Origin of the sequence: Microbacterium saperdae (assembly GCF_006716345.1) — a bacterium.
Classification (GTDB): Bacteria; Actinomycetota; Actinomycetes; order Actinomycetales; family Microbacteriaceae; genus Microbacterium; species Microbacterium saperdae.
In genome coordinates, this window is sequence record NZ_VFOX01000002.1 from 889,134 (window position 1) to 909,156 (window position 20,023).

Below are 20,023 nucleotides of genomic sequence, written 5' to 3' on the forward strand. Positions count from 1 at the left end.
CAGCCTTGTCGAATCTCGCCGTCCTGAGCTTGAAGAACCGCGCGCTCATCGCCCTGATCACGATCGTCGCCGCGGTGTTCGGCGGGCTCGCGCTCACGAGCCTCAAGCAGGAGCTCATCCCCTCGCTCGAGCTTCCCAACCTCGTCGTGATGACCACCTACCCCGGTGCCTCGCCCGAGGTCGTCGAGAACGACGTGTCGACGCCGATCGAGTCGGCGATCCAGGGAGTGCCCGGTCTCGAAGGCACCACCGCGACGAGCACCACCAACGCCTCGATCGTGCAGGCGACCTTCGCGTACGGCACGAACCTCGCCACGGCGGAGCAGAAGATCCAGCAGTCGATCAACCGCATCTCCTCCCAGCTCCCGGATGACGTGACGCCGCAGGTGCTCGCGGTGGCGATCGACGACTTCCCGGTGATCCAGGTCGCCGTGACCGGATTCGACGACGCCGAGAACGCGCAGGCCGAGCTCGAGAGCATCGCGATCCCCGAACTCGAAGACGTCGACGGCGTGAACGCCGCGCAGATCGTCGGCGGCATCGGCCAGCGCATCAGCATCACGCCGGACGTCGCGAAGCTCGCGGCCGAGGGGCAGACCACGCAGGCCATCAGCTCGGCGCTGCAGCAGAACGGCACGCTGTTCCCCGGTGGCGACATCACGCAGGACGGTCAGACGCTCACCGTGCAGACCGGAGCGAAGATCACCTCCGTCGACGAGATCGCCGCGCTTCCGCTGGTCGGCACGACCCTGACGATCGGTGACGTGGCCACGGTCGCGCAGGAGTCCGACCCGATCTCCTCGATCTCGCGTGTCGACGGCAAGGATGCGCTGTCGATCTCGATCACCAAGCTGCCCGCAGCCAACACGGTCGAGGTGTCGAAGGGCGTGATCGCCGCGCTCGACGAGATCGGCAAGGCGTTCCCGGATGCCGAGTTCACGATCATCTTCGATCAGGCGCCCTTCATCGTGCAGTCGATCGACACCCTGGCCACGGAGGGCCTGCTCGGTCTCGTCTTCGCGGTGATCGTCATCCTGGTGTTCCTGCTGTCGATCCGCTCCACGCTCGTGACCGCGATCTCGATCCCGACCTCGGTGCTGATCACGTTCATCGGTCTGCAGGCGTTCGGATACTCGCTGAACGTGCTGACGCTCGGTGCGCTCACGATCGCCATCGGTCGAGTGGTCGACGACTCCATCGTCGTGATCGAGAACATCAAACGGCACTATGTCGGCGATGCGGACAAGGGGGATGCGATCCGTCTCGCGGTGCGCGAGGTCGCGGCGGCGATCACGGCGTCGACGATCACCACGGTCGCCGTCTTCCTGCCGATCATGTTCGTCGGCGACATGGTGGGTGAGCTGTTCCGGCCGTTCGCGATGACCGTGACGATCGCCATGGTCGCCTCGCTCCTGGTCGCCCTGACCATCGTGCCGGTGCTCGCGTACTGGTTCCTCAAGCCCGGCAAGGAGCTGCTCGACGAGAGCGGCGAAGCGATCGATCCCGAGCACCCGGATGCGCCGCCGACGCGACTGCAGCGCGGCTACCGTCCCATCCTCGGATGGACGCTGAAGCACTCGGGCATCACCGTGATCCTCGCGGTCGTCGTGCTCGGTGCGACCCTCGCCGCTGCGCCCCTGATGAAGATCAACTTCCTCGGCGACAGCGGTCAGAACACCATGACCGTGACGCAGGACCTCGGTCCGACCGCGAGCCTGCAGGCCAAGTCCGACGCCGCTGTCTCGGTCGAGGACGCCCTGCTCGACATCGACGGCATCGAGCACGTGCAGGCGTCGATCGGGTCGAGCGGATCCGCGTTGCGCGACGCCTTCTCCGGTGGCGCCGGCATCACCTACTCGGTCCTGACCGACGGCGACGTCGACCAGGAGAAGCTGCGCGCGAAGGTGCAGGACGCGATCGACGGTCTCGGTGACGATGTCGGCGATGTCGCGGTCGCGTCTTCGGCCGGCTTCGGTTCGAGCGACATCGAGATCACCGTGTCCGCCTCGAACGCGGACGATCTGACCACCGCGACCTCGGCCGTCGTCGACGAGCTCAAGGGACGCGACGGCATCAGTCAGGTGACCGACAACCTCGCCGCGGCCCTGCCGTACATCGCCGTGGTGGTCGACCGCGAGGCCGCGGCACAGCGCGGCTTGTCCGAGGTCGCCGTCGGCTCGATCGTCTCGAACACGATGCGCCCGCAGCAGCTCGGATCCGTCGAGATCGACGACACCGCACTGACCGTGTACCTGGTCACGCCGGAGCCGCCGACCACGGTGGACGCGCTCAAGGCACTTGCGATCCCGACGCCCCTCGGCGTCGTGCAGCTGCAGGACATCGCGACCGTCGAGCAGCGCAACGGCCCGACCTCCATCACGACGGAGCAGGGTCGCCGCACCGCGACGATCACGGTCCCGCCGGGCACCGACAACCTCGCGGTCGCGACGCAGTCCGTCACCGAGGCTCTCGCCGCGGTCGAGCTGCCGGACGGCGCATCGGCCGAGGTCGGCGGTGTCGCCTCGCAGCAGGCCGACTCGTTCTCGCAGCTGGGACTCGCGATGCTGGCCGCGATCCTGATCGTGTACGTCGTGATGGTGGCGACCTTCAAGTCGCTGCGACAGCCGCTGCTGCTGCTCGTCTCGGTGCCGTTCGCGGCGACCGGCGCGATCCTGCTGCAGATCGTCACGGGCGTGCCGCTGGGCGTGGCCTCGCTGATCGGTGTGCTGATGCTCATCGGCATCGTGGTGACGAACGCGATCGTGCTCGTCGACCTCGTGAATCAATATCGGGAGAAGGGTCTGTCGACCATCGAGGCGGTCAAGGCCGGTGGCGAGAAGCGTCTGCGTCCGATTCTGATGACCGCACTGGCGACGATCTTCGCTCTGACGCCGATGGCCCTCGGCATCACCGGTCACGGCGGGTTCATCTCGCAGCCTCTCGCGATCGTCGTGATCGGCGGCCTGATCTCCTCGACCGTCTTGACGCTGATCGTGCTGCCCACGCTCTACAACCTCGTCGAGGGTGCCAAGGAGCGTCGCCAGGCGCGCAAGGCGGGGCGCTCCGACGACGCGGCCGTGCCGGTGCTCGTCGGTGCGGATGCCGACGCGGCGGTCGCGGCCGTGCACGGTCCGCAGACCGAGGCGTCGTCTGAGGGGCACCAGCTGACGCGCCGCGAGCTGCGCGAGCGCGGGGAGTAGTCACCGGGCGTCCACAACTCCGGAGATCCGCGCGGCGCCGTGATCGTGGTCCGCGCGGATCCGGGATTCTCCGGTCTGCGGCCCGCCGAATCTCCGGAGTTGTGGAGCGGGCTCAGTCCAGGGTGATGCCCCAGCGCAGGATCCAGCTCTCGTCGGGCGCGAGTCGGCGTACCCCGAGGCCGCTGTTGAAGGCGTCGGCCGGGGCCGTCATCGGCTCGATCGCGACCGCGAGCGACTGCCCCGGGTACCGGGGAGTCGTGTACACCTGGACGAAGTCGAAGCCCTCGCCCTGCCAGAGGCTGACGCGGCGGCCGTCCGGCGCGGTCAGCGAGTGCCGCACCAGGCCGTCGGCATCGCGGGTGAGGTCGGTGAAGCCGGTGTCGAGTGTCACGTCGCCGAGCCGGGCGCCGTCGCGCAGGCTCTGCGGGGCCGCGGTGGTGCCCGTCGGCAGCATCCGCTCGTCGGTCTCGAACTGCGTCGCGGCAGGCACCCGCAGCACGAGGTCCTGCGGGTCGACGTCGCCGATGGTGAGGAACGGGTGGGTGCCGAGCGCGACCGGCGCCGCTGTCTCGGATCGGTTGGTGAGCGTGTGCGTCACCTCGATGCCGTCGGTCGTCAGCACATAGGTCACGGCGGTCTCGATCAGGTAGGGGTAGCCGGTCTGCGGCACGATCGTCGCACTCAGCGTGACGGCCGACTCGGTCTGCGTGATCTCGTAGGCGGTGAAGCGGAGCAGGCCGTGGCTCGCGTTCGACAGCTTCGGTTCGGTGATCGCGAGCTGACGCGCCGTGCCGTCATCGTCCCAGCGCCCGTCGCGCACGCGGTTCGGCCAGGGGGCGAGGACCACGCCGGAGCAGGCGGGCGTCGGCAGGGCGAGCGGATACGGGGCGACGAGGTCGACGCCGCCGATGCGGAGCGAGCGGAGGGACGCACCGACCTGGGCGATCTGCGCGGTGACTTCGCCGAGCTGGAGGGCGATCTGGGTGCCGGTGGGGGATGCGGTGCTCACTCCGTCATCGTAGGGCCCTCGGCGTGGTCACGACTCCTCGAGAACCGGCGCCCTCGACACGAGCCGGTGCCGCATGGCGCCGTCAGCGCGTGGTCTTGGGGAGTTGTGGACCGGACGTATCGGGCACTCTCTCAGCCGCATCCGCTAAAATGATCAGGTCGGCTTCGGACAGCCGCGCAGTGCGCGGGCGTTTTCCTTTTTAAGTGTGAGTCCAGGGGCCGATGGTGAGCGTCCATCGACGCGCATGAACCATCACATGAATAGCCCCTGCTCCTCAATGACCGGCCCTTGAGTCGTTCCCAAGGTGCGCGCGTGCGCGCGGCGCTGTTCTCGTGCGAGAACGAAAGACATTTCCATGCCTAAGAGCAAGAAGCCCCAGGGCGGCCGTCCCGCCCGCAATTTCGAACCGCGTTACGGCGCGAACAAGACGTCGTTCCACGATCGTCACCACGGCGCCCCTGCCCGTGACGACGCGCGCCCCGAGCGCGGCGGACGCGCGGATGCCGGCGAGCGTCGCAGCGCGCCCGCGGCCGGTGGATACGACCGTCGTCCCGGCAGCCGCAGTGCCGGACACCGCGGATACCGTCCGGCCGAGGCCGAAGGCGGCGCGCCGAAGCAGCGCTGGAGCGCTCAGGAACGCGCCGGCCGCGACGAGGCCCGCGGCATCCGCAACCGCGCCGAGTCCGGTCGCCGTGAGGCCCCGCACCACCGCGACGAGCGTCCGCGTCGTGACGACCGCGGTGCGCAGCGCCCCACCGGTCCTGGTACGTACCGTGACGACCGCGGCGGTCAGCGCTTCGGTCGTGACGAGCGCCCCGCGGGTGATCAGCGTCGTGGCTTCCGCGACGGTGACCACCGCTCGGGCGACAGCGCGCGCCGCGATGACCGCGGCGGCCAGCGTTTCGACCGCGATGACCGTCCGCGTCGTGATGACCGCGGCGCTGCGGCTCAGGGCCGCGGCTCTGCTGACCGCTCCCCGCGTGGCGCGGGGGATCGTTCGTTCGATGCCGACCGCGCGCGCCGCTCCTTCGACCGTGACCGCACGCAGCGGTCCTTCGATGGTGGACGGGACGAGCGTCCCCGTAACGGTGAGCGCAGCCGCCCGGTGACCGGTGGCGCCTACCGCACCGAGCGCGTGCGTCCGTTGACCTCTGACACCCGAGGTCGTCCGGCGCACAACGAGCGTCCGAGCCGCAACAACTGGAATGCCGCACCGAGCGCCCCGAGCCGGGGAGCGAAGTTCGAGCAGGCCGAGGACGTCGTGCACGAGCGCCTCGAAGCGCAGGCCGTGCAGGCCGTCGAGGTCGCCGATGTGACCTTCGGCGACCTGGGCCTCGGCTCGAACATCGTCGAGACCCTCGCCGGTCTCGGCGCCGCGAAGCCGTTCGCGATCCAGGCGGCCAGCATCCCCGCCGTCCTGGAAGGACGCGATGTGCTCGCCCGTGGCCGCACCGGCTCCGGCAAGACCATCGCCTTCGGTGCCCCGCTCGTCGAGCGCGTCCTGCAGTCGCAGGCGGGCAAGCGCCGTGAGTTCGGACGCTCGCCGCGCGCGATCATCCTCGCGCCGACGCGTGAGCTCGCGCTGCAGATCGACCGCACGATCCAGCCGATCGCCCGCAGCGTGGGTCTGTTCACCACGCAGATCTACGGCGGCGTCCCGCAGGGCCGTCAGGTCGGAGCGCTCAAGAAGGGCGTCGATATCGTGATCGGCACCCCCGGCCGCATCGAGGACCTGATCAACCAGGGCAAGCTCGACCTCTCGGACTGCCGCATCGCGGTGCTCGACGAGGCCGACCACATGTGCGAGCTCGGGTTCGTCGAGCCCGTGCAGCGCATCCTGCGGCACACGGCCGACGGAAGCCAGAAGCTGCTGTTCTCGGCGACGCTCGACCGTGAGGTCGCTGCTCTCGTCGACGAGTTCCTGGTGGAGCCCGCGGTCTTCGAGGTCGCCGGTGAGGACCAGGGGTCCAGCACGATCGAGCACCGTGTGCTCGTGATCGAGCACCGCGACAAGGCCGACATCCTCACCGCGCTCGTCGACCGCGAGGGCAAGACCCTGGTCTTCGCCCGCACCCGCGCCTACGCCGACATGCTGGCCGAGCAGTTCGACGATGCCGGCATCCCCGCGGTCTCGCTGCACGGTGACCTGAACCAGGCGAAGCGCACGCGCAACCTGGAGCGTCTCACCTCCGGCCGCGTGAACGTTCTGGTCGCGACCGATGTCGCCGCCCGCGGCATCCACGTCGACGACATCGATCTGGTCGTCCAGGCGGATGCTCCGGACGAGTACAAGACGTACCTGCACCGCTCCGGCCGCACCGGCCGTGCGGGTCGCACCGGCCGGGTCGTGACGCTCATCACGCGTCAGCGCCAGCGTCGTATGACCGAGATGCTCGACCGCGCCGAGATCGACGCGCCGTTCGAGAACGCCCGTGTGAACGACGACATCATCGAGGAGATCGCCGGTCGCGTGCCGACCGCCGCGCAGCTCACGCGCTGATCGCCTTCACAACTCAGGACATGACACCCGAAAGGGCTCGGAACCACGTGTTCCGGGCCCTTTCGCTGTGCGGGGTCCTGAACCGTGGAGGGGCGCATGGGTATTCCTGCCCTGCGTCCTCCGCGGAATATCCACATAGCCTGGAGTAATGCGCAACAACCGGGGGATCGTTCGTGGTGCGGCTCTACTGCTCGGAGGGGTGATCGCGCTGACGGCGTTCGCCGGATGCGCCAGGAAGTCCGAAGACCTTGAGGAGCAGCTAGCGAAAGATCCGGCCGTCTCGTCGATCGAAAAGACGGCCGACGGCGTGTACCAGGTGACTCTGGACGACTCGACGCCACCCGCTGACCTTGCCGGCATCGCCGGACGGTTGGACGATCTCACCGAGTCCGTGACCGATGACGAAGTCGTGCTGCGGCTGCGGGCCGGCGCCTGGCAGTGGACGCTCAGCGGCGATAGTGACGAGACGGCACACCTCGCGCAGGCTGTCGGCGCGCTCGCCGACGTCGACGGCATCCTCCAGGGCAAGGTCTGGTCCTCCGAGGATGCGCTCGGCATCGAGGCGGTCGCGGAAGCAGGGGTGGAGCCGGCGTCCGTGGTCATGCCGCTGGCGGATGCGGCTGCGGAAGGACCTCTGACCGGTGGGCTGCAGCTCAAGGTGTCTGATGTACACGAACGGTCGACCGTGGAGACAAGGAATCCGGAAAGAGTGAAGCCCGCGCTCGAGGCTGTCGTCGAGGTGGCGGCGCTCGCCCCGATTCAGAGGTACACGCTCGACGATGAGTCGCTGTCGCTGCGCATGCGTTCCGTCGAAGGAGCCGCCGCAGCGACACCGGTCGTCGATGCGCTGAACGCCGGCGACTCGGGGGTCGGGGTCAGCCTCATCAGCGGCATCATCAGTGCCCCCGCGCCGCAGCAGGACCTCGCTGCACGTCTCAGCGCGATCCTCACGCCGATCGACGGTGTCGTCGGAGCCTCGATCGATACGCACGGGCCCAAGGCGCTGCATCTGTCGGTGACCACGACCGATGCCGAATCTGCGGCGATGGTGCAACGGGCGCTGCTCGCGACGCCCGACCTGCAGGCGTTCAATTCTCTCCAGCTCTTCGTGCTGAAGCAGGACGAGCCCGGCACCTGGGCCACCGGCAAGACCATGAAGGAGAACGGCTTCGTCGAGAACTTCGAGCGGGCGCTCGCGCTCGCCGACACGGAGGGCGTGCGCTCCGCTGCGATCGGTCCGCTCGAGCTCGACGTGGTGCTCGAGCACGGAGCCGATGCGGCGGCGGTGGTCCCGGCGATCAAGGCGGCGGCGCTGCGCGACCAGGAGGCCGAGATATTCGGCTCGACGAGCTGGGGGCCGGAGAAGGACCGCGCGCTCTACTCGTTCGATGTCACCGGCAAGCTGAACGTGAGGCTGGTGAACGGCTGGGGCGACAAGGACGCCTTCGTCGAGGCCTGGAACGACGCGCCTGAGCTCTGAGCGCCGCCGGCGGCCGCTGAGAGGTCATGACACGCCGCGCCCCCTGCGTCGGCTGCGGCGTGTCGTGACCCCTCGCGGGGTCCTACGCGAGCTCGTGCTCGTGGATCGTCGTGGTCGACGAGGTGCCGTTCAGATCGAGGAAGAGCACCTGCTCCGTCACGGTCAGCGTGATCGTGTTGCGGCGTGCGATCAACGGCACCGCGGCGTCGATGAAGCCGGGGTCGAAGCTGTAGACGCGGATCGCATCCGAGCGGTGGATCTTCTTCCCCGCCCACGGCGCCATCACCTTGGCGGGGTCGCGGTGCGTGTAGACCACGGTGCGTTCGGCGAGACGGCTGCCGTAGTGCAGGCGTTCGGCGTCGGGGGCGCCGACCTCGATCCAGGCGGTGATCTGCCCGGTGAGGTCGCGCACGACCACCGCCGGCTCCTCGGTCGACGAGATGCCGTCGCCGAAGACGATCCCCTCGGTGTACTCGAGTCCGAGGGCCAGGATGCGGGTGAGCATGTAGGCGTCGGTCTCGGACGGGTGGCGGGCGACACGCAGCGAGAAGTCGTCGTAGACCCCGCGATCCATGTCCGCCAGTTGAACGTCGAACGTGTGCATGGTGGAGCCGATAGCCATAACCGAGAAGCCTACGCGTCCGCGGAGGCGTGTCTGTGCGTCAGCGCCTCGCGTCGGAGCGGGCCGGCGCCGCGTCGCGGTCGCGCAGGAACACCATGCCGATCAGCACGAGGGATGCGCCGAGAGCCGCGGCTCCGACGACGGCGAGCGTGGTGCCGCCGCCCTGGGGCAGGAAGCTGCCGATGATCGTGGCGGCGAGACCACCGAGGAACAGCAGGGCGACGTATCCGCGGAACATGCCTTCAACCTAGCGTGTGCGTTGCGGCGGGAGGTCGGACCGGTTCAGAACAGCATCGGCTGGGGCGCCGCGGTCGAGGCCTGCGTCGGTGCGAACCGCACGGGACGCACGCGCTGCGGATAGTCGTCTTCGTGGCGGCCGTCGAGGCCGTGCGCTCGGATGAGCGGACGTGCGCGCTTCGCGAGCCATTGGCGGTAAGGCTTGGGTGCCTCGGCGGCCGCACCGGGGTACAGGCCGCGGTACGACGACACCAGGTCGGGTCGAGCCTCACCGAGCCACTGGAAGAACCAGGGCTTCACACCGGCGCGCAGGTGCAGGGCGCCGTAGATCACCGTGCGGGCACCGGCTGCTTTGATGCGTGTGAGCGCGGCATCGATCGCGGCGACGGAGTCCGTCATGTGCGGCATGATCGGCATCAGGAACACGGTCACGCGGAAGCCGGCGTCCGCCAGCGCCCGCACGGTGTCGAGCCGCGCCTGGGTGGTCGGGGCTCCCGGTTCGATCGCCTTCTGCAGCTCGTCGTCGTACATCGCGATCGACATCTGCACGTCGACCGGCACGCGCTCGGCGGCCTTCTTCAGCAGGGGGATGTCGCGCCGGATCAGCGTGCCCTTGGTGAGGATCGACATCGGCGTGCCCGACGCCGCGAGCGTCTCGATGATGCCCGGCATCAGCTTGTACCGGCCCTCCGCCCGCTGATACGGGTCGGTATTGGTGCCGAGTGCGACGGTCTCGTGCTCCCAGCTGCCACGTCGCAGCTCCTTCTCGAGCACCTCCACCACGTTGACCTTGACGACGATCTGCGAGTCGAAGTCCGCCCCGCCGTCGAGGTCGAGGTACTCGTGCGTTCCGCGGGCGAAGCAGTATGTGCAGGCATGTGAACAGCCGCGGTAGGGGTTGATCGTCCAGGCGAACGGCATGCGCGAGGCGCCGGGGACATGGTTGAGCGCTGACTTCGACAGCACCTCGTGGAAGGTCATGCCCGCGAACTCGGGAGTGGTCACCGTGCGGAGGACGCTGCTGCGATCCTCCAGTCCGGGCAGCGCGGCGGCATCCACATCTCCGACCTTCTGCCCTTGCCACCGCATGCAGCAATTCGAACAAAAAGACGATCGGTTGTCAACCTGTCATCGAAACTAACTTCGAGAACCAGCGATCAGGAGAATGTCGCGTCCAGGGCCGCACTCAGGTCGGCCAGCAGGTCGTCGGCATCCTCGAGTCCGACCGACAGGCGCAGATGGCCGAACGTCCGGAACGGCTCCGGGTAGGTGGCCACGCGGCCACCCTCGGTGCCGGTGTGCACGATGAGCGAGTCGTCGTGCCCGAGCGAGAAACCCGAGGTGATCAGCCGCAGGTTCGCCACGAACCGGTTCTGCACGTCGGGCGATCCCTTCACGGCGAAGGCCATCATGCCACCGAACCCGCGGCCGTCGAACTGGCGCGCGGCGAGCGCGTGATCGGGGTGCGAGTCGAGTCCGGGGTAGGCGATGTACTCGACGCGGGCGTCGGCGGCGAGCATCTCGGCGATGAGGGCCGCAGACGTGAAGTGCTGGCGCAGGCGCAGCGGCAGGGTCACGGTGCCCCGCTGGATCTGCCATGCGTTGAAGGGCGAGATGATGCCGCCGACGTCGACCATCGCATCGGCCTTGATGGGCTCGATGAGGTCGCGTCGTCCGGCGACCGAGCCGCCCATGGCGTCGCCGTGCCCGTTGAGGTACTTGGTGAGCGAGTGGACGACCAGATCCGCGCCGTCCTGGATCGGCCGGTAGAACGGCGGCGGCGAGAAGGTGGAGTCGACCATCAGGATCGCCCCGGCCGCGTGGGCGATCTCGGCGACGGCCGCGACGTCGGCGACCTTGGTCGTCGGGTTCGCGATCGCCTCGATGCACACGAGCCGCGTCTCGGGGCGCATCGCTGCACGCACGGCATCGAGATCGCTGATGTCGACGAAGGTGGCCTCGAGTCCGTATCGCCGGGGGAGCAGCTCGGTCCACAGGCGCCAGGTGGCCTCGTAGACGACATCGCTCACGACGACATGGTCGCCGGCGCGGACGTGCGTGAAGAACACCGCGTGCAGGGCGGCGACGCCCGAGGCGAGGGCGACCGCGTCTTCCGCGCCGTCGAGCGCGGCGAGCTTCTGCTCCAGCGCGGCCTGGTTCACCCCGGTGTTGCGCGTGTAGAGCCCCGGAGCGGTCGCCGACCAGCTGATCTCGCTCGGGTCGTCAGGCAGTTGGTAGGAGTTGGCCATCACGAGCGGAGTGCGCAGCGCCATGGTCGAGTCGAGCTGGTTGCCGGCGTGCACGGCCAGGCTGAGATCCGACAGTGTGAGCAGATCCTTGCGGTCGGGTCGAGCGCTCATGGTGACTCCTTCGTTCCGGCACCCGTGGGGGTGCTGTTCTTCAGCCTAGAGTGCATAATAGACACACGCAATTGCTAATCATGCATATCACTGACAACCCCAGGAGGCCTCGATGGAGCGGCTCCACCTCGATCAGATCGATCGCCGCATCCTCGCCGCGCTCACGGAGGACGCCCGTGTGCCGTTGGTCACGCTCGCCGCGCACGTGCACCTGTCGCGCAACGCCGTGAAGCAGCGGATGGACCGCATGGAACGGCAGGGCGTGATCGCCGGCTACACCGTCACCCCAGGGCGCATCGGGGCGTCGCCGGTGTCGGCGATCGTGATGGTCTATCGCAGCGATCGGATGCGCGGCGGGGGCGTGATCGCCGAGATCTCGCAGATCCCCGAAGTGCGCAGATGCGATGTCCTGTCCGGCGACTTCGACCTGCTGGTCACGCTCGAGGCGGAGTCGATGGACCGCATCGGCGAGATCTGGGAACTCCTGGCCGCTGTGCCCGGCGTCGCGAACACGGTGACGGCCGTGTCGTTGACGCGGGTGATCGACCGCGCCTGAGGACCTCGGGGCGGGGCGGGGTATCCCCCTGGACCCCCGCCCCTCCCCGAGGAGATCTCAGGTGGTGAGGCAGGTGACCTTCGGCTGCGTCATCTCCTCATACGCGAAGCGGACGCCTTCGCGCCCCATGCTCCCGTACTTGGATCCTCCGAACGGCATGCTGTCGATGCGGTAGTCGGAGGAGTCGTTGATCATCACGCCGCCCGCGTCGAGGGCCTCCGCGACGCGCAGCGCGCGTGCGAGGTCGGAGGTGAAGGCCCCCGCATGCAGGGCGTAGTCGATGCTGTTCGCCTCGGCGATCGCTTCCTCCTCCGTGTCGAACGGCGACAGGACGACGACGGGCGCGAACGCCTCTTCACTCCACAGCTCGCAGGTGAGCGACACGTTCTCGACGGCGGTGGGCCAGTACACCGAGCCCTCCCGGCGGTGGCCGGCGATGACACGCGCGCCGGAGCGCACGGCGTCGTCCACCACGCGTTCGGCCCGCGCGGCTGCGGCCTCCGAGATCATCGGACCGACGTCGGTCGCGCGATCGGTGGGGTCGCCCGCGCGCAGCGTCGAGGTGCGGGCCGCGAAGCGATCTCGGAACTCGTCGTAGACGGAGCGTTCGATCAGGATGCGCTGTGCGCCCACGCAGTTCTGCCCGGCCGCCCAGAAGGCTCCCGACACGCATGCCTCGACCGCGGCGGGGATGTCGGCATCCGCGAAGACCAGCACGGGGGCGTTCCCGCCGAGCTCCATCGCGAGCTTCTTGAGTCCTGCGGTGCGGGCGATCGCCTCGCCGGTCGCGAACCCTCCGGTGAACGACACCATGCGGATGTCGCGCACGGCGACCAGTGCCTGCGCCACATGACGGTCGCCGTGCACCATCGTGATGATCTCGTCGGGGAGTCCGGCCTCGAGCAGCACGTCGACCAGGAGGCGCGCGGTCAGCGGGGTGAACTGCGACGGTTTGAGGATCACCGCGTTCCCACCCGCGATCGCGGGACCGATCTTGTGGGCGACCAGGTTGAGTGCGTCGTTGTACGGGGTGATCGCGAGGATCACACCGAGCGGCTCGCGGGTGAACCAGCCGCGGCGGTTCGCGGAGCCTTCGTAGGCGTCGAAGGGGATGACCTCTCCGTCGAAGGCGCGCGCGGTCTCGGCCGACAGGGAGATCGTGGTCATCGCGCGGCGCACCTCCTTGCGCGCCTGGGTGATCGTCTTGCCTGCCTCTCGCACGATCAGCGTCGCCGCCTCCTCCGCGCGGCCCTCGAGGATACGGGCGGCGCGGTCGAGGATGCGGTGCCGCTCGAACCGGGTGAGCCCGCGCGACAGGGAGGAGCCCAGCCTTGCACGGGCCATGATCGCGTCGACGTCATCCACCGAGTTCTGTGCCAGGCGGGCGATGACCTCGCCGTTGTACGGGTCGCGGACCTCCAGGGCGGGGGACTGCGTGACGGGAGCTTCCCTGGTCGCGACGCTCATCACAGGGCTCCGGCGAACGTCTTCTGGTGGGCGTCGATCGCGATGATGTCGGAGAGCAGCGCGTACGCGGTCTCGATGCGACCGGCACCGGGACCCGACATCGTGACGGTGCCGAGCAGATCGGTCGTGAAGGCGACCGCGTTCGTGGCGCCGGAGATGCCGGCGAGCGGGTGGTCGGCGCCCAGCGAGAGGGGCTGCACGGATGCGGTGACGATGCTCGACTCGTCGCGCGAGACCGTGCCGATGAGCTTCCAGTGCTCGCCCGCTGCGGCAGCGGAGATCACGTCGCTCGCGGTGATGCCGCTGATGCCCGTGCGGGGCACGTCGGCGGTGGTGAGTGCGGCGCCGAGAAGCTCGTTCGCCAGGATGACGACCTTGAGCTGCACGTCGGATCCCTCGATGTCGGCCGTGGGATCGGCCTCGGCGTACCCGAGCGCCTGCGCTTCGGCGACGGCATCCTCGAGCGACTTGCCGGCCTCCATCTGGCCGAGCACGAAGTTGCTGGTGCCGTTCAGGATGCCCTGGATGCGCGAGATGCGCAGACCCTTGAGGGTCTCGCCGGCCAGTCGCAGCACCGGGGTGCCGCTCATCACGGAGCCCTCGTACTCGAAGCGGGCGCCGTTCTCCGCGGCGAGGCGGTTGAGCTCGGCGCTCGCGAGCGCGACCGGGCCCTTGTTGGTGGTCGTCACGCTCTTGCCGCTCTCGAGAGCCGCGCGCACATGCGAGATCGCGGGCTCGCCGTCGATCGGGTTCGTGAACGTCGCCTCGGAGATGACGTCGGCCGTGGTGTGGCGGATGACGTAATCGTTGCGGGGCTCGGCGTCGCCACCCGGCATCCCGGCGAACGTGTCGGTGCCCGTCATCGCGAGGGCGGTGTCGAGGTCGATGCCGTCGCTCTGCATGAGTGAGCCGAGGCGGAGGTCGGTGATCGCGACGACCCGCAGGTCGAAGCCGAGATCGTCGGCGAGCGCGGCGCCGCGGTCGCGGATGATCTCGGCGAGGGCGCGGTTGACGCCTCCGAAGCCGATGAGGGCGATGTCGTGGTGAGTCACCGGGGTTCTCCTTCTTTCCATGAGCTGTCGCAGGCGTCGCCGTGCGGACACGACTTCATCCTCGGTGCGGGCCGTGTCCGTGCGCGCCTGTCGGAACGGCAGTCGCATCGTGCGGAACGTCCGTGCCGCGGGCGGATCGTCGGCCGTGGCCGCGGGGGAGAGGAATCCTCGGTCGGGCTCTTGTGGAGCGCATCGCGGACGGGATAGTGTCCCGGCATCCAACCCAAGCAATGCGTCATTGGCACACAGAAGTGAATATGATGCACATATCAACCCGATTGAGAGTTCCGATGACGCCTCTTCCCGGGGAGAAGTCCCTCCCCAACGTCCTGCCGAACACCACGGCGACGCAAGTGCCCCTGCGGCGCCTCCAGCGGACCATGGACGCCAGGCACCTGATCATGATCGCGCTCGGGGGAGTGATCGGATCCGGGCTGTTCCTCAGCTCCGGTTACACGATCTCGCAGGCGGGTCCGCTCGGCGCGATCATCGCCTACCTGATCGGCGCGTTCGTGGTGTATCTCGTGATGGCCTGCCTCGGCGAGCTGGCTGTCGCCTACCCCGTCTCCGGTGCCTTCCACATCTACGCGTCACGATCCATCGGACCCGCGACCGGGTTCACGACCGCCTGGCTGTACTGGCTGTGCTGGGTGGTCGCGCTGGGCTCCGAGTTCACCGCGTCCGGCATCCTGATGCAGCGCTGGTTCCCCGGCGTGCCGGTCTGGCTGTGGTGCCTGATCTTCGCCGCCGTGCTCTTCATCCTCAACGCGATCTCGGCCCGCGTCTTCGGTGAGGCGGAGTTCTGGTTCTCCCTGGTCAAGGTTGTCGCGATCGTTGCCCTGATCGTGCTGGGCGGAGCGGCCATCTTCGGATTCACGCCCCTCTCGGCCGACCATCCGCCCGCCATCCTCTTCAGCAACTTCGAGACCCCCGGCGGGCTGTTCCCGAACGGCTTCAGCGGCGTGATCGTCACCGCGCTCGCCGTCTTCTACGCGTTCAGCGGCTCGGAGCTCATCGGCGTCGCGGCCGGCGAGACGAAGGATCCGGCCAAGAACATCCCACGGGCGCTGCGCTCGACCGTGCTGCGACTGGTCGTGCTGTTCGTCGGTGCGATCGCGGTGATCGCCGCGATCCTCCCCTACGACGACGCCAGCGTCACCAGCAGCCCGTTCGTGGATGTCTTCCAGTACGTCGGCGTGCCCTACGCGCCCGACATCATGAACTTCGTCATCATCACGGCTCTCCTCTCCGCCGGCAACAGCGGCCTCTTCTCCTGTGCGCGCATGCTGTTCTCGCTCGCCGAGGAGGGCCACGCGCCGAAGGCGTTCACGCGCCTCACGAAGCGCGGCGTGCCGCTCATCGCCCTCAGCGTCAGCATCCTGATCGGCATGGTGTCGCTGCTCACCAGTGTGATCGCAGCCGGAACCGTCTACCTGGTGCTGGTCTCGATCGCCGGTTTCGCGGTGGTGGCGGTGTGGATGTCGATCGTCGCCTCACAGTACTTCCACCGGCGCAGGTTCGTGCGCGAGGGCGGGCGCGTCGCGGATCTCGCCTACCGCACGCCGCTGTACCCGGCGCTGCCGATCGTCGCCTTCTCGCTGCTGCTCATCTCGATCATCGCGATCGCGTTCGACCCGAACCAGGTCGCGGCGCTCTACTTCGGCATCCCGTTCGTCGGCGCCTGCTACCTCTACTTCTGGTGGCGGCACGGTCGCAAGGGTCGGCGCGACGTGGTGCAGGACCACGAGGCCGCACCCGTCGACGCGTGACCGCCTCCGTGCCCGCAGGCGGGTGGGTGGAGATCGACCGGACGGCGATCGCCCACAACGTCCGCACGATCCGCGCGGCGCTCGGCCCCCAGGTCGAGTTCTGCGCGGTCGTGAAGGCCGACGCCTACGGGCACGGGATCGACATCGTCGCACCCCTCCTCGCGGAGTCGCAGGTCGACCTGATCGGCGTGGCCTCGAACGAGGATGCCGCCGCGGTGCGGTCGAGCGGCTTCACCGGGCGGCTGATGCGGGTGCGCCCCGCCGGCCGTGACGAGGTCGACGACGGCATCCGCTTCGGCGTCGAGGAGTGGATCGGCGGCGCCGAACACGCCGGGATCGTGAGCGCCGTCGCGGCGGCGCGGGACACCCGCATCCGTGGGCATCTCTCGCTCAACTCGACCGGACTCGGTCGGGATGGGCTCGAGGTGGGCGAACCGCAGGGGATGCGCGCGGCGCAGGACGCGCTCGCGGATCCGCTGCTCGACGTCGTCGGCGTCTGCTCGCACTTCCCGTGCGAAGACGTCGCGGATGTCGTGGCGGGAAGCGCGCACTTCGCGGCGCAGTCGCTGGCCGTCCTCGACGCGTCGGACGGAAGGGGCATCGCCCGGCACTGTGCGACCACGTTCGCGGCCCTGCATGTGCCGGAGTCGAGGTTCGACCTCGTGCGCATCGGCGCGGGGCTGTACGGAGACACGGATGCCCTGGGCGGCGTGCTGCGCCCGGCGATGCGCGTCGTGTCGCGCATCGCCGCGATCAACTCCTATCCCCGCGGCTCCACCGTCGGCTACGACCGCTGGCATCGGCTCGATGCGGATGCGCGCCTGGCGCTGATCCCGTTGGGGTACGCCGACGGCTTCCACCGCAGCCTGAGCGGTACCGGCGAGGTGCTCGTCCAGGGCGCGCGAGCGCGCATCGTCGACCGCATCGCGATGAACAGCTTCCTGGTCGACGTCTCGCACATCCCCGAAGCAGCGCCGGGTGATGAGGTCGTGCTGTTCGGTGCGCAGCACGACCAGGCGATCACCTCCGCCGATGTCGACCGCGCGCACGGCAGCATCGCGGCCGACCTCTACGTCGCGTGGGGACGCCTCCTGCCTCGTCGTGCTGTCGGAGCCGCCGGATAGGATGGCCGAGGTCTCGACCGGCAGAAGAGGAGGAGCGGTGGTGGCTTCTTCTTCACTCGTGCAAGGACTGAGCCTGCTCGACGCAGCGGTCGAGCAGGAGCGCCGTGCGCGGCCAGGGCTCAACGCCTCGCGGCTCGCCGAACACACCGACATCGAGCGCAGCCGGGTCTCCCGCCTCGCGCAGGAGCTACGGGCGCGGCAGTTCCTCCGACGAGACGACGACTCGCTGTTCTCCGCCGGTCCTGAGTTCTTCGCCACGGCTGCCGTGCTCAACGCGTCGTGGCTCCGCGCGTCCAGGGTCGCCCTGCGCGCGCTCGCCTCGCAGCTCGGAGTCAACGCGCTGATCACGGTCGCCGACGGAGCGCGCGGGGTGCTGCTGCGCTACGAGAGATCGGCAGACGGCTCCGATCGCTCGATCCGTGCCGGTCTGGTGACGCCCATCTGGTGCACGGGCGCGGGACGCGCGCTGCTGTGGGACCACACGCCCGCGCAGCTGGAGACGCTGCTCGACGACGTGCAGTTCATCGGCGTCGGCGGCCCCACGGCCGCGCGCTCGACCGATGAGGTGCGCGCGATGCAGGAGCGCGATCTCGCCGACGGCCTGATCTCGGCATCCGAGGAGTACGACGAAGGGATCGACGAGTTCGCTCTCCCGATCCGCAGCCGCGGTGAGGTCATCGCCTCGCTCGCGGTGCGCGGACGGCATCGTCCGAAGGGGGCGACGCGGGAGACCCGCGCGCTGCTGGCCCAGTTCGCACGGGAACTCACCGCGGCGGCCGACGCCGAGTAGCGCTCAGCCCGCGACGGATGCGGGGGCGCCGAGCTGCCGGGAGAGCTCTGCTGCAGCGCGCGCACAGGCTGTGCCGCACTCGGCGGTGCGGGCGAGGATCGCGTCACGGGTTCCGACGACCTGCACGGCGCCGACGACTTCGCCACGGAAATCCCACACGGGCGCGGCGACCGAGTAGAGACCCGGCTCAGCCTCCTGATCGACCACGGAGAACCCGCGCTGACGGTCGTCGGCGAGCCGGGCGAGGAAGTCATCGACCGACACCGGGGTGTTCGGTCCCTGGGAGGCGAACTCGGTCGCGGCGAAGACCGCGCGCACCTCTTCCGCCGGGGCATCCCACAGCGTCGCGCGTCCGGCATCGCTGCAGTACGCAGGGTAGGCGCGGCCGATCCACGACCCGATCATGCGGGACTCGGTCGGCAGGCTCTCCAGCGTCGTGAGCGTCGTGTCGCCCTGCAGCACGCTGAGGAACGTCGCTTCACCGAGGTGTGCCGAGAGAGCCTCCAGCACGGCGAGGCCGTGCGTGCGCAGGCGCTGCGCCGTCAGCTCCTGCGCGGCGGCGTACCACCCCCAGGCGAGAGCGAACGAGCGGTCGGGGCGCCTTTCCACCAGGCCGGAGCGGTCGAGGGTCGCGAGAGTGCGCGACACCTGAGAGCGCTCACGTCCGAGTGCGCGGGCGATCTCGCCGACACTGGTCTGCTGCCCGTCTCCGATCAGCGCAGCGAGGGCGGCGAGCACGTCGAGACCGCGGCCCATGCTGCTCGACGGCGCAGGGGCTTCGGGGGCGGACGGCATGAATCGAGGCTACCGGTGCGGTCGCCACGGTGGTGTCATCCGCGCGGACGGGAGACAATGGGGCAATGCCTTCCACGCCGCACGCTCAGCATGCGGCCCCGCGCTCCCCGATCCGCGGACCTGCACTGCCGATCGGCATCGCGGTGACCGCGATCGGCATGCTGTTGTCCATCGCATCCACGCCGGTGACGGCGGTGTCGGCGCCGGTGATGCCGGAGCCCGTGACGGTGATGCAGGTGCCCTCCGTACTGGTCGGCGCCACCCCTGCCGTCGATCCGTGCACGGATCCCGCGGTGCAGAAGGCCCTCGGCAGCGGAGACGATGCCGCGGCGATCGCCGGTTTCGGCGGGGGCGCGAGCTTCCGTGACGCGGTCGTCGCAGGGAACGCGCCCTGCATCTCGCTGAGTGATCCCGCGCGGATCTGGGTCGTCGTGAACAAGGCGCGTCCGCTGGAACCGGCGGACTATGCGCCCGCCAACCTCGCCGGGGTGCCGCTGCAGATGACCACGCTCTCCGGTCAGGTGCGCTCCGACGTCGCGGCCGCGGTCGGTGAGATGGCAGAGGGCGCCGCAGCGGCCGGCGTCGGCCGGGTCGGTGCGAACAACGGGTACCGCTCGTACGGGCTGCAGGTGTCGACCTACGACGCGCACGTGCGCTCGCAGGGGCAGGAAGGGGCCGATGCCGGATCGGCGCGCCCGGGTCACAGCGAGCATCAGACCGGTCTCGCACTCGATGTCGTCGCGTGCGACGGGCAGTGCGGAGGGCTCGACGGCTTCGGCGCCACCGCGCAGAGCGCCTGGGTCGCCGAGCATGCCTGGGAGTACGGATTCGTGGTGCGCTACGAAGGCGTCGGCACCGCCGTCACGGGGTACGCACCCGAGCCGTGGCACCTCCGCTACGTCGGCATGGAGCTCGCCGCGGCCTATCACGACGGCGGCTTCCACACGCTCGAGGAGTTCTTCGGACTGCCGGCCGCGCCCGACTACGGGCACTGAGACCCGGCGTCCGACGCCGCGTTGCGGCATCCGACAAACTCGGTACCCAGTCTCACGACATGTGGGA

The 20,023-nt window shown here is 69.2% G+C and carries 16 protein-coding genes; 8 read left to right on the forward strand and 8 right to left on the reverse strand.

Annotation, left to right across the window (positions count from 1 at the left end; genetic code table 11):
- Positions 1 to 5: 5 nt before the first annotated feature.
- The gene (locus FB560_RS18880) at positions 6 to 3,200 is read left to right on the forward strand and encodes an efflux RND transporter permease subunit (protein WP_141874250.1); all 3,195 of its coding nucleotides are present in this window, start codon (positions 6 to 8) and stop codon (positions 3,198 to 3,200) included.
- A gap of 112 nt (positions 3,201 to 3,312) precedes the next feature.
- Here the strand turns inward: FB560_RS18880 and FB560_RS18885 are convergent, their stop codons facing one another.
- On the reverse strand, positions 3,313 to 4,209 hold the full coding sequence (locus FB560_RS18885) for an aldose 1-epimerase family protein (protein ID WP_141874251.1): 897 nt from the start codon (positions 4,207 to 4,209) through the stop codon (positions 3,313 to 3,315).
- Positions 4,210 to 4,564: 355 nt separating this feature from the next.
- On the opposite strand from FB560_RS18885, the gene FB560_RS18890 reads away from it, so the two are divergent.
- Positions 4,565 to 6,709, forward strand: a complete 2,145-nt coding sequence (locus tag FB560_RS18890; protein ID WP_141874252.1) for a DEAD/DEAH box helicase — start codon at positions 4,565 to 4,567, stop codon at positions 6,707 to 6,709.
- Between the two features lie 148 nt (positions 6,710 to 6,857).
- Complete coding sequence (locus FB560_RS18895) at positions 6,858 to 8,189, forward strand: hypothetical protein (protein WP_141874253.1); 1,332 nt, start codon at positions 6,858 to 6,860, stop codon at positions 8,187 to 8,189.
- A gap of 82 nt (positions 8,190 to 8,271) precedes the next feature.
- Here the strand turns inward: FB560_RS18895 and FB560_RS18900 are convergent, their stop codons facing one another.
- From FB560_RS18900 to FB560_RS18915, 4 genes are all read right to left on the reverse strand, one after another.
- Positions 8,272 to 8,811 (reverse strand): YaeQ family protein, encoded by a 540-nt coding sequence (locus FB560_RS18900; RefSeq protein WP_141874254.1) that lies wholly within the window; start codon positions 8,809 to 8,811, stop codon positions 8,272 to 8,274.
- A gap of 40 nt (positions 8,812 to 8,851) precedes the next feature.
- The gene (locus FB560_RS18905) at positions 8,852 to 9,049 is read right to left on the reverse strand and encodes a hypothetical protein (RefSeq protein ID WP_141874255.1); all 198 of its coding nucleotides are present in this window, start codon (positions 9,047 to 9,049) and stop codon (positions 8,852 to 8,854) included.
- Positions 9,050 to 9,093: 44 nt separating this feature from the next.
- Complete coding sequence (locus FB560_RS18910; RefSeq protein ID WP_141874256.1) at positions 9,094 to 10,137, reverse strand: Rv2578c family radical SAM protein; 1,044 nt, start codon at positions 10,135 to 10,137, stop codon at positions 9,094 to 9,096.
- A 68-nt stretch (positions 10,138 to 10,205) separates the two neighbouring features.
- Positions 10,206 to 11,408, reverse strand: coding sequence for a trans-sulfuration enzyme family protein (locus tag FB560_RS18915; RefSeq protein ID WP_141874257.1), 1,203 nt, complete (start codon positions 11,406 to 11,408; stop codon positions 10,206 to 10,208).
- A gap of 112 nt (positions 11,409 to 11,520) precedes the next feature.
- Between FB560_RS18915 and FB560_RS18920 the strand changes: the two genes are divergently transcribed.
- The gene (locus FB560_RS18920) at positions 11,521 to 11,964 is read left to right on the forward strand and encodes an Lrp/AsnC family transcriptional regulator (protein ID WP_141874258.1); all 444 of its coding nucleotides are present in this window, start codon (positions 11,521 to 11,523) and stop codon (positions 11,962 to 11,964) included.
- 57 nt (positions 11,965 to 12,021) lie between these two features.
- Here the strand turns inward: FB560_RS18920 and FB560_RS18925 are convergent, their stop codons facing one another.
- Positions 12,022 to 13,431, reverse strand: a complete 1,410-nt coding sequence (locus FB560_RS18925; protein ID WP_141874259.1) for an aldehyde dehydrogenase family protein — start codon at positions 13,429 to 13,431, stop codon at positions 12,022 to 12,024.
- Positions 13,431 to 14,483 carry a homoserine dehydrogenase gene (locus FB560_RS18930; RefSeq protein ID WP_141874260.1) on the reverse strand — a complete coding sequence of 351 codons (1,053 nt, stop codon included), beginning with the start codon at positions 14,481 to 14,483 and terminating at the stop codon, positions 13,431 to 13,433. Before FB560_RS18930 ends, FB560_RS18925 begins: the two co-directional genes overlap by 1 nt.
- A gap of 290 nt (positions 14,484 to 14,773) precedes the next feature.
- Between FB560_RS18930 and FB560_RS18935 the strand changes: the two genes are divergently transcribed.
- Genes FB560_RS18935 through FB560_RS18945 form a run of 3 tightly spaced genes read left to right on the forward strand, consistent with a single transcriptional unit; the run spans position 14,774 to position 18,166 of the window.
- Positions 14,774 to 16,252, forward strand: a complete 1,479-nt coding sequence (locus FB560_RS18935; protein ID WP_141874261.1) for an amino acid permease — start codon at positions 14,774 to 14,776, stop codon at positions 16,250 to 16,252.
- A complete protein-coding gene (gene alr, locus FB560_RS18940; protein WP_170198216.1) occupies positions 16,249 to 17,376 on the forward strand; it encodes an alanine racemase in 1,128 nt (375 codons plus the stop codon). Before FB560_RS18935 ends, alr begins: the two co-directional genes overlap by 4 nt.
- Positions 17,377 to 17,416: 40 nt before the next feature.
- The gene (locus FB560_RS18945) at positions 17,417 to 18,166 is read left to right on the forward strand and encodes an IclR family transcriptional regulator (RefSeq protein ID WP_170198217.1); all 750 of its coding nucleotides are present in this window, start codon (positions 17,417 to 17,419) and stop codon (positions 18,164 to 18,166) included.
- Positions 18,167 to 18,169: 3 nt separating this feature from the next.
- On the opposite strand, the gene FB560_RS18950 is transcribed toward FB560_RS18945, so the two are convergent.
- Entirely contained in the window at positions 18,170 to 18,961 is a 792-nt protein-coding gene (locus FB560_RS18950; RefSeq protein WP_141874264.1) for an IclR family transcriptional regulator, read from the reverse strand.
- Between the two features lie 65 nt (positions 18,962 to 19,026).
- Between FB560_RS18950 and FB560_RS18955 the strand changes: the two genes are divergently transcribed.
- Positions 19,027 to 19,956 (forward strand): M15 family metallopeptidase, encoded by a 930-nt coding sequence (locus FB560_RS18955; RefSeq protein WP_141874265.1) that lies wholly within the window; start codon positions 19,027 to 19,029, stop codon positions 19,954 to 19,956.
- Positions 19,957 to 20,023: the final 67 nt, after the last annotated feature.

What these genes read in the sequence shown, in the direction of transcription:
- FB560_RS18890 (WP_141874252.1), top strand. Translation starts at nt 4,565, where the DNA reads ATGCCTAAGAGCAAGAAGCCCCAGGGCGGCCGTCCCGCCCGCAATTTC.
- FB560_RS18895 (WP_141874253.1), top strand. Translation starts at nt 6,858, where the DNA reads ATGCGCAACAACCGGGGGATCGTTCGTGGTGCGGCTCTACTGCTCGGA.
- FB560_RS18900 (WP_141874254.1), bottom strand. Translation starts at nt 8,811, where the DNA reads ATGGCTATCGGCTCCACCATGCACACGTTCGACGTTCAACTGGCGGAC.
- FB560_RS18905 (WP_141874255.1), bottom strand. Translation starts at nt 9,049, where the DNA reads ATGTTCCGCGGATACGTCGCCCTGCTGTTCCTCGGTGGTCTCGCCGCC.
- FB560_RS18910 (WP_141874256.1), bottom strand. Translation starts at nt 10,137, where the DNA reads ATGCGGTGGCAAGGGCAGAAGGTCGGAGATGTGGATGCCGCCGCGCTG.
- FB560_RS18915 (WP_141874257.1), bottom strand. Translation starts at nt 11,408, where the DNA reads ATGAGCGCTCGACCCGACCGCAAGGATCTGCTCACACTGTCGGATCTC.
- FB560_RS18920 (WP_141874258.1), top strand. Translation starts at nt 11,521, where the DNA reads ATGGAGCGGCTCCACCTCGATCAGATCGATCGCCGCATCCTCGCCGCG.
- FB560_RS18925 (WP_141874259.1), bottom strand. Translation starts at nt 13,431, where the DNA reads ATGAGCGTCGCGACCAGGGAAGCTCCCGTCACGCAGTCCCCCGCCCTG.
- FB560_RS18935 (WP_141874261.1), top strand. Translation starts at nt 14,774, where the DNA reads ATGACGCCTCTTCCCGGGGAGAAGTCCCTCCCCAACGTCCTGCCGAAC.
- FB560_RS18950 (WP_141874264.1), bottom strand. Translation starts at nt 18,961, where the DNA reads ATGCCGTCCGCCCCCGAAGCCCCTGCGCCGTCGAGCAGCATGGGCCGC.
- FB560_RS18955 (WP_141874265.1), top strand. Translation starts at nt 19,027, where the DNA reads ATGCCTTCCACGCCGCACGCTCAGCATGCGGCCCCGCGCTCCCCGATC.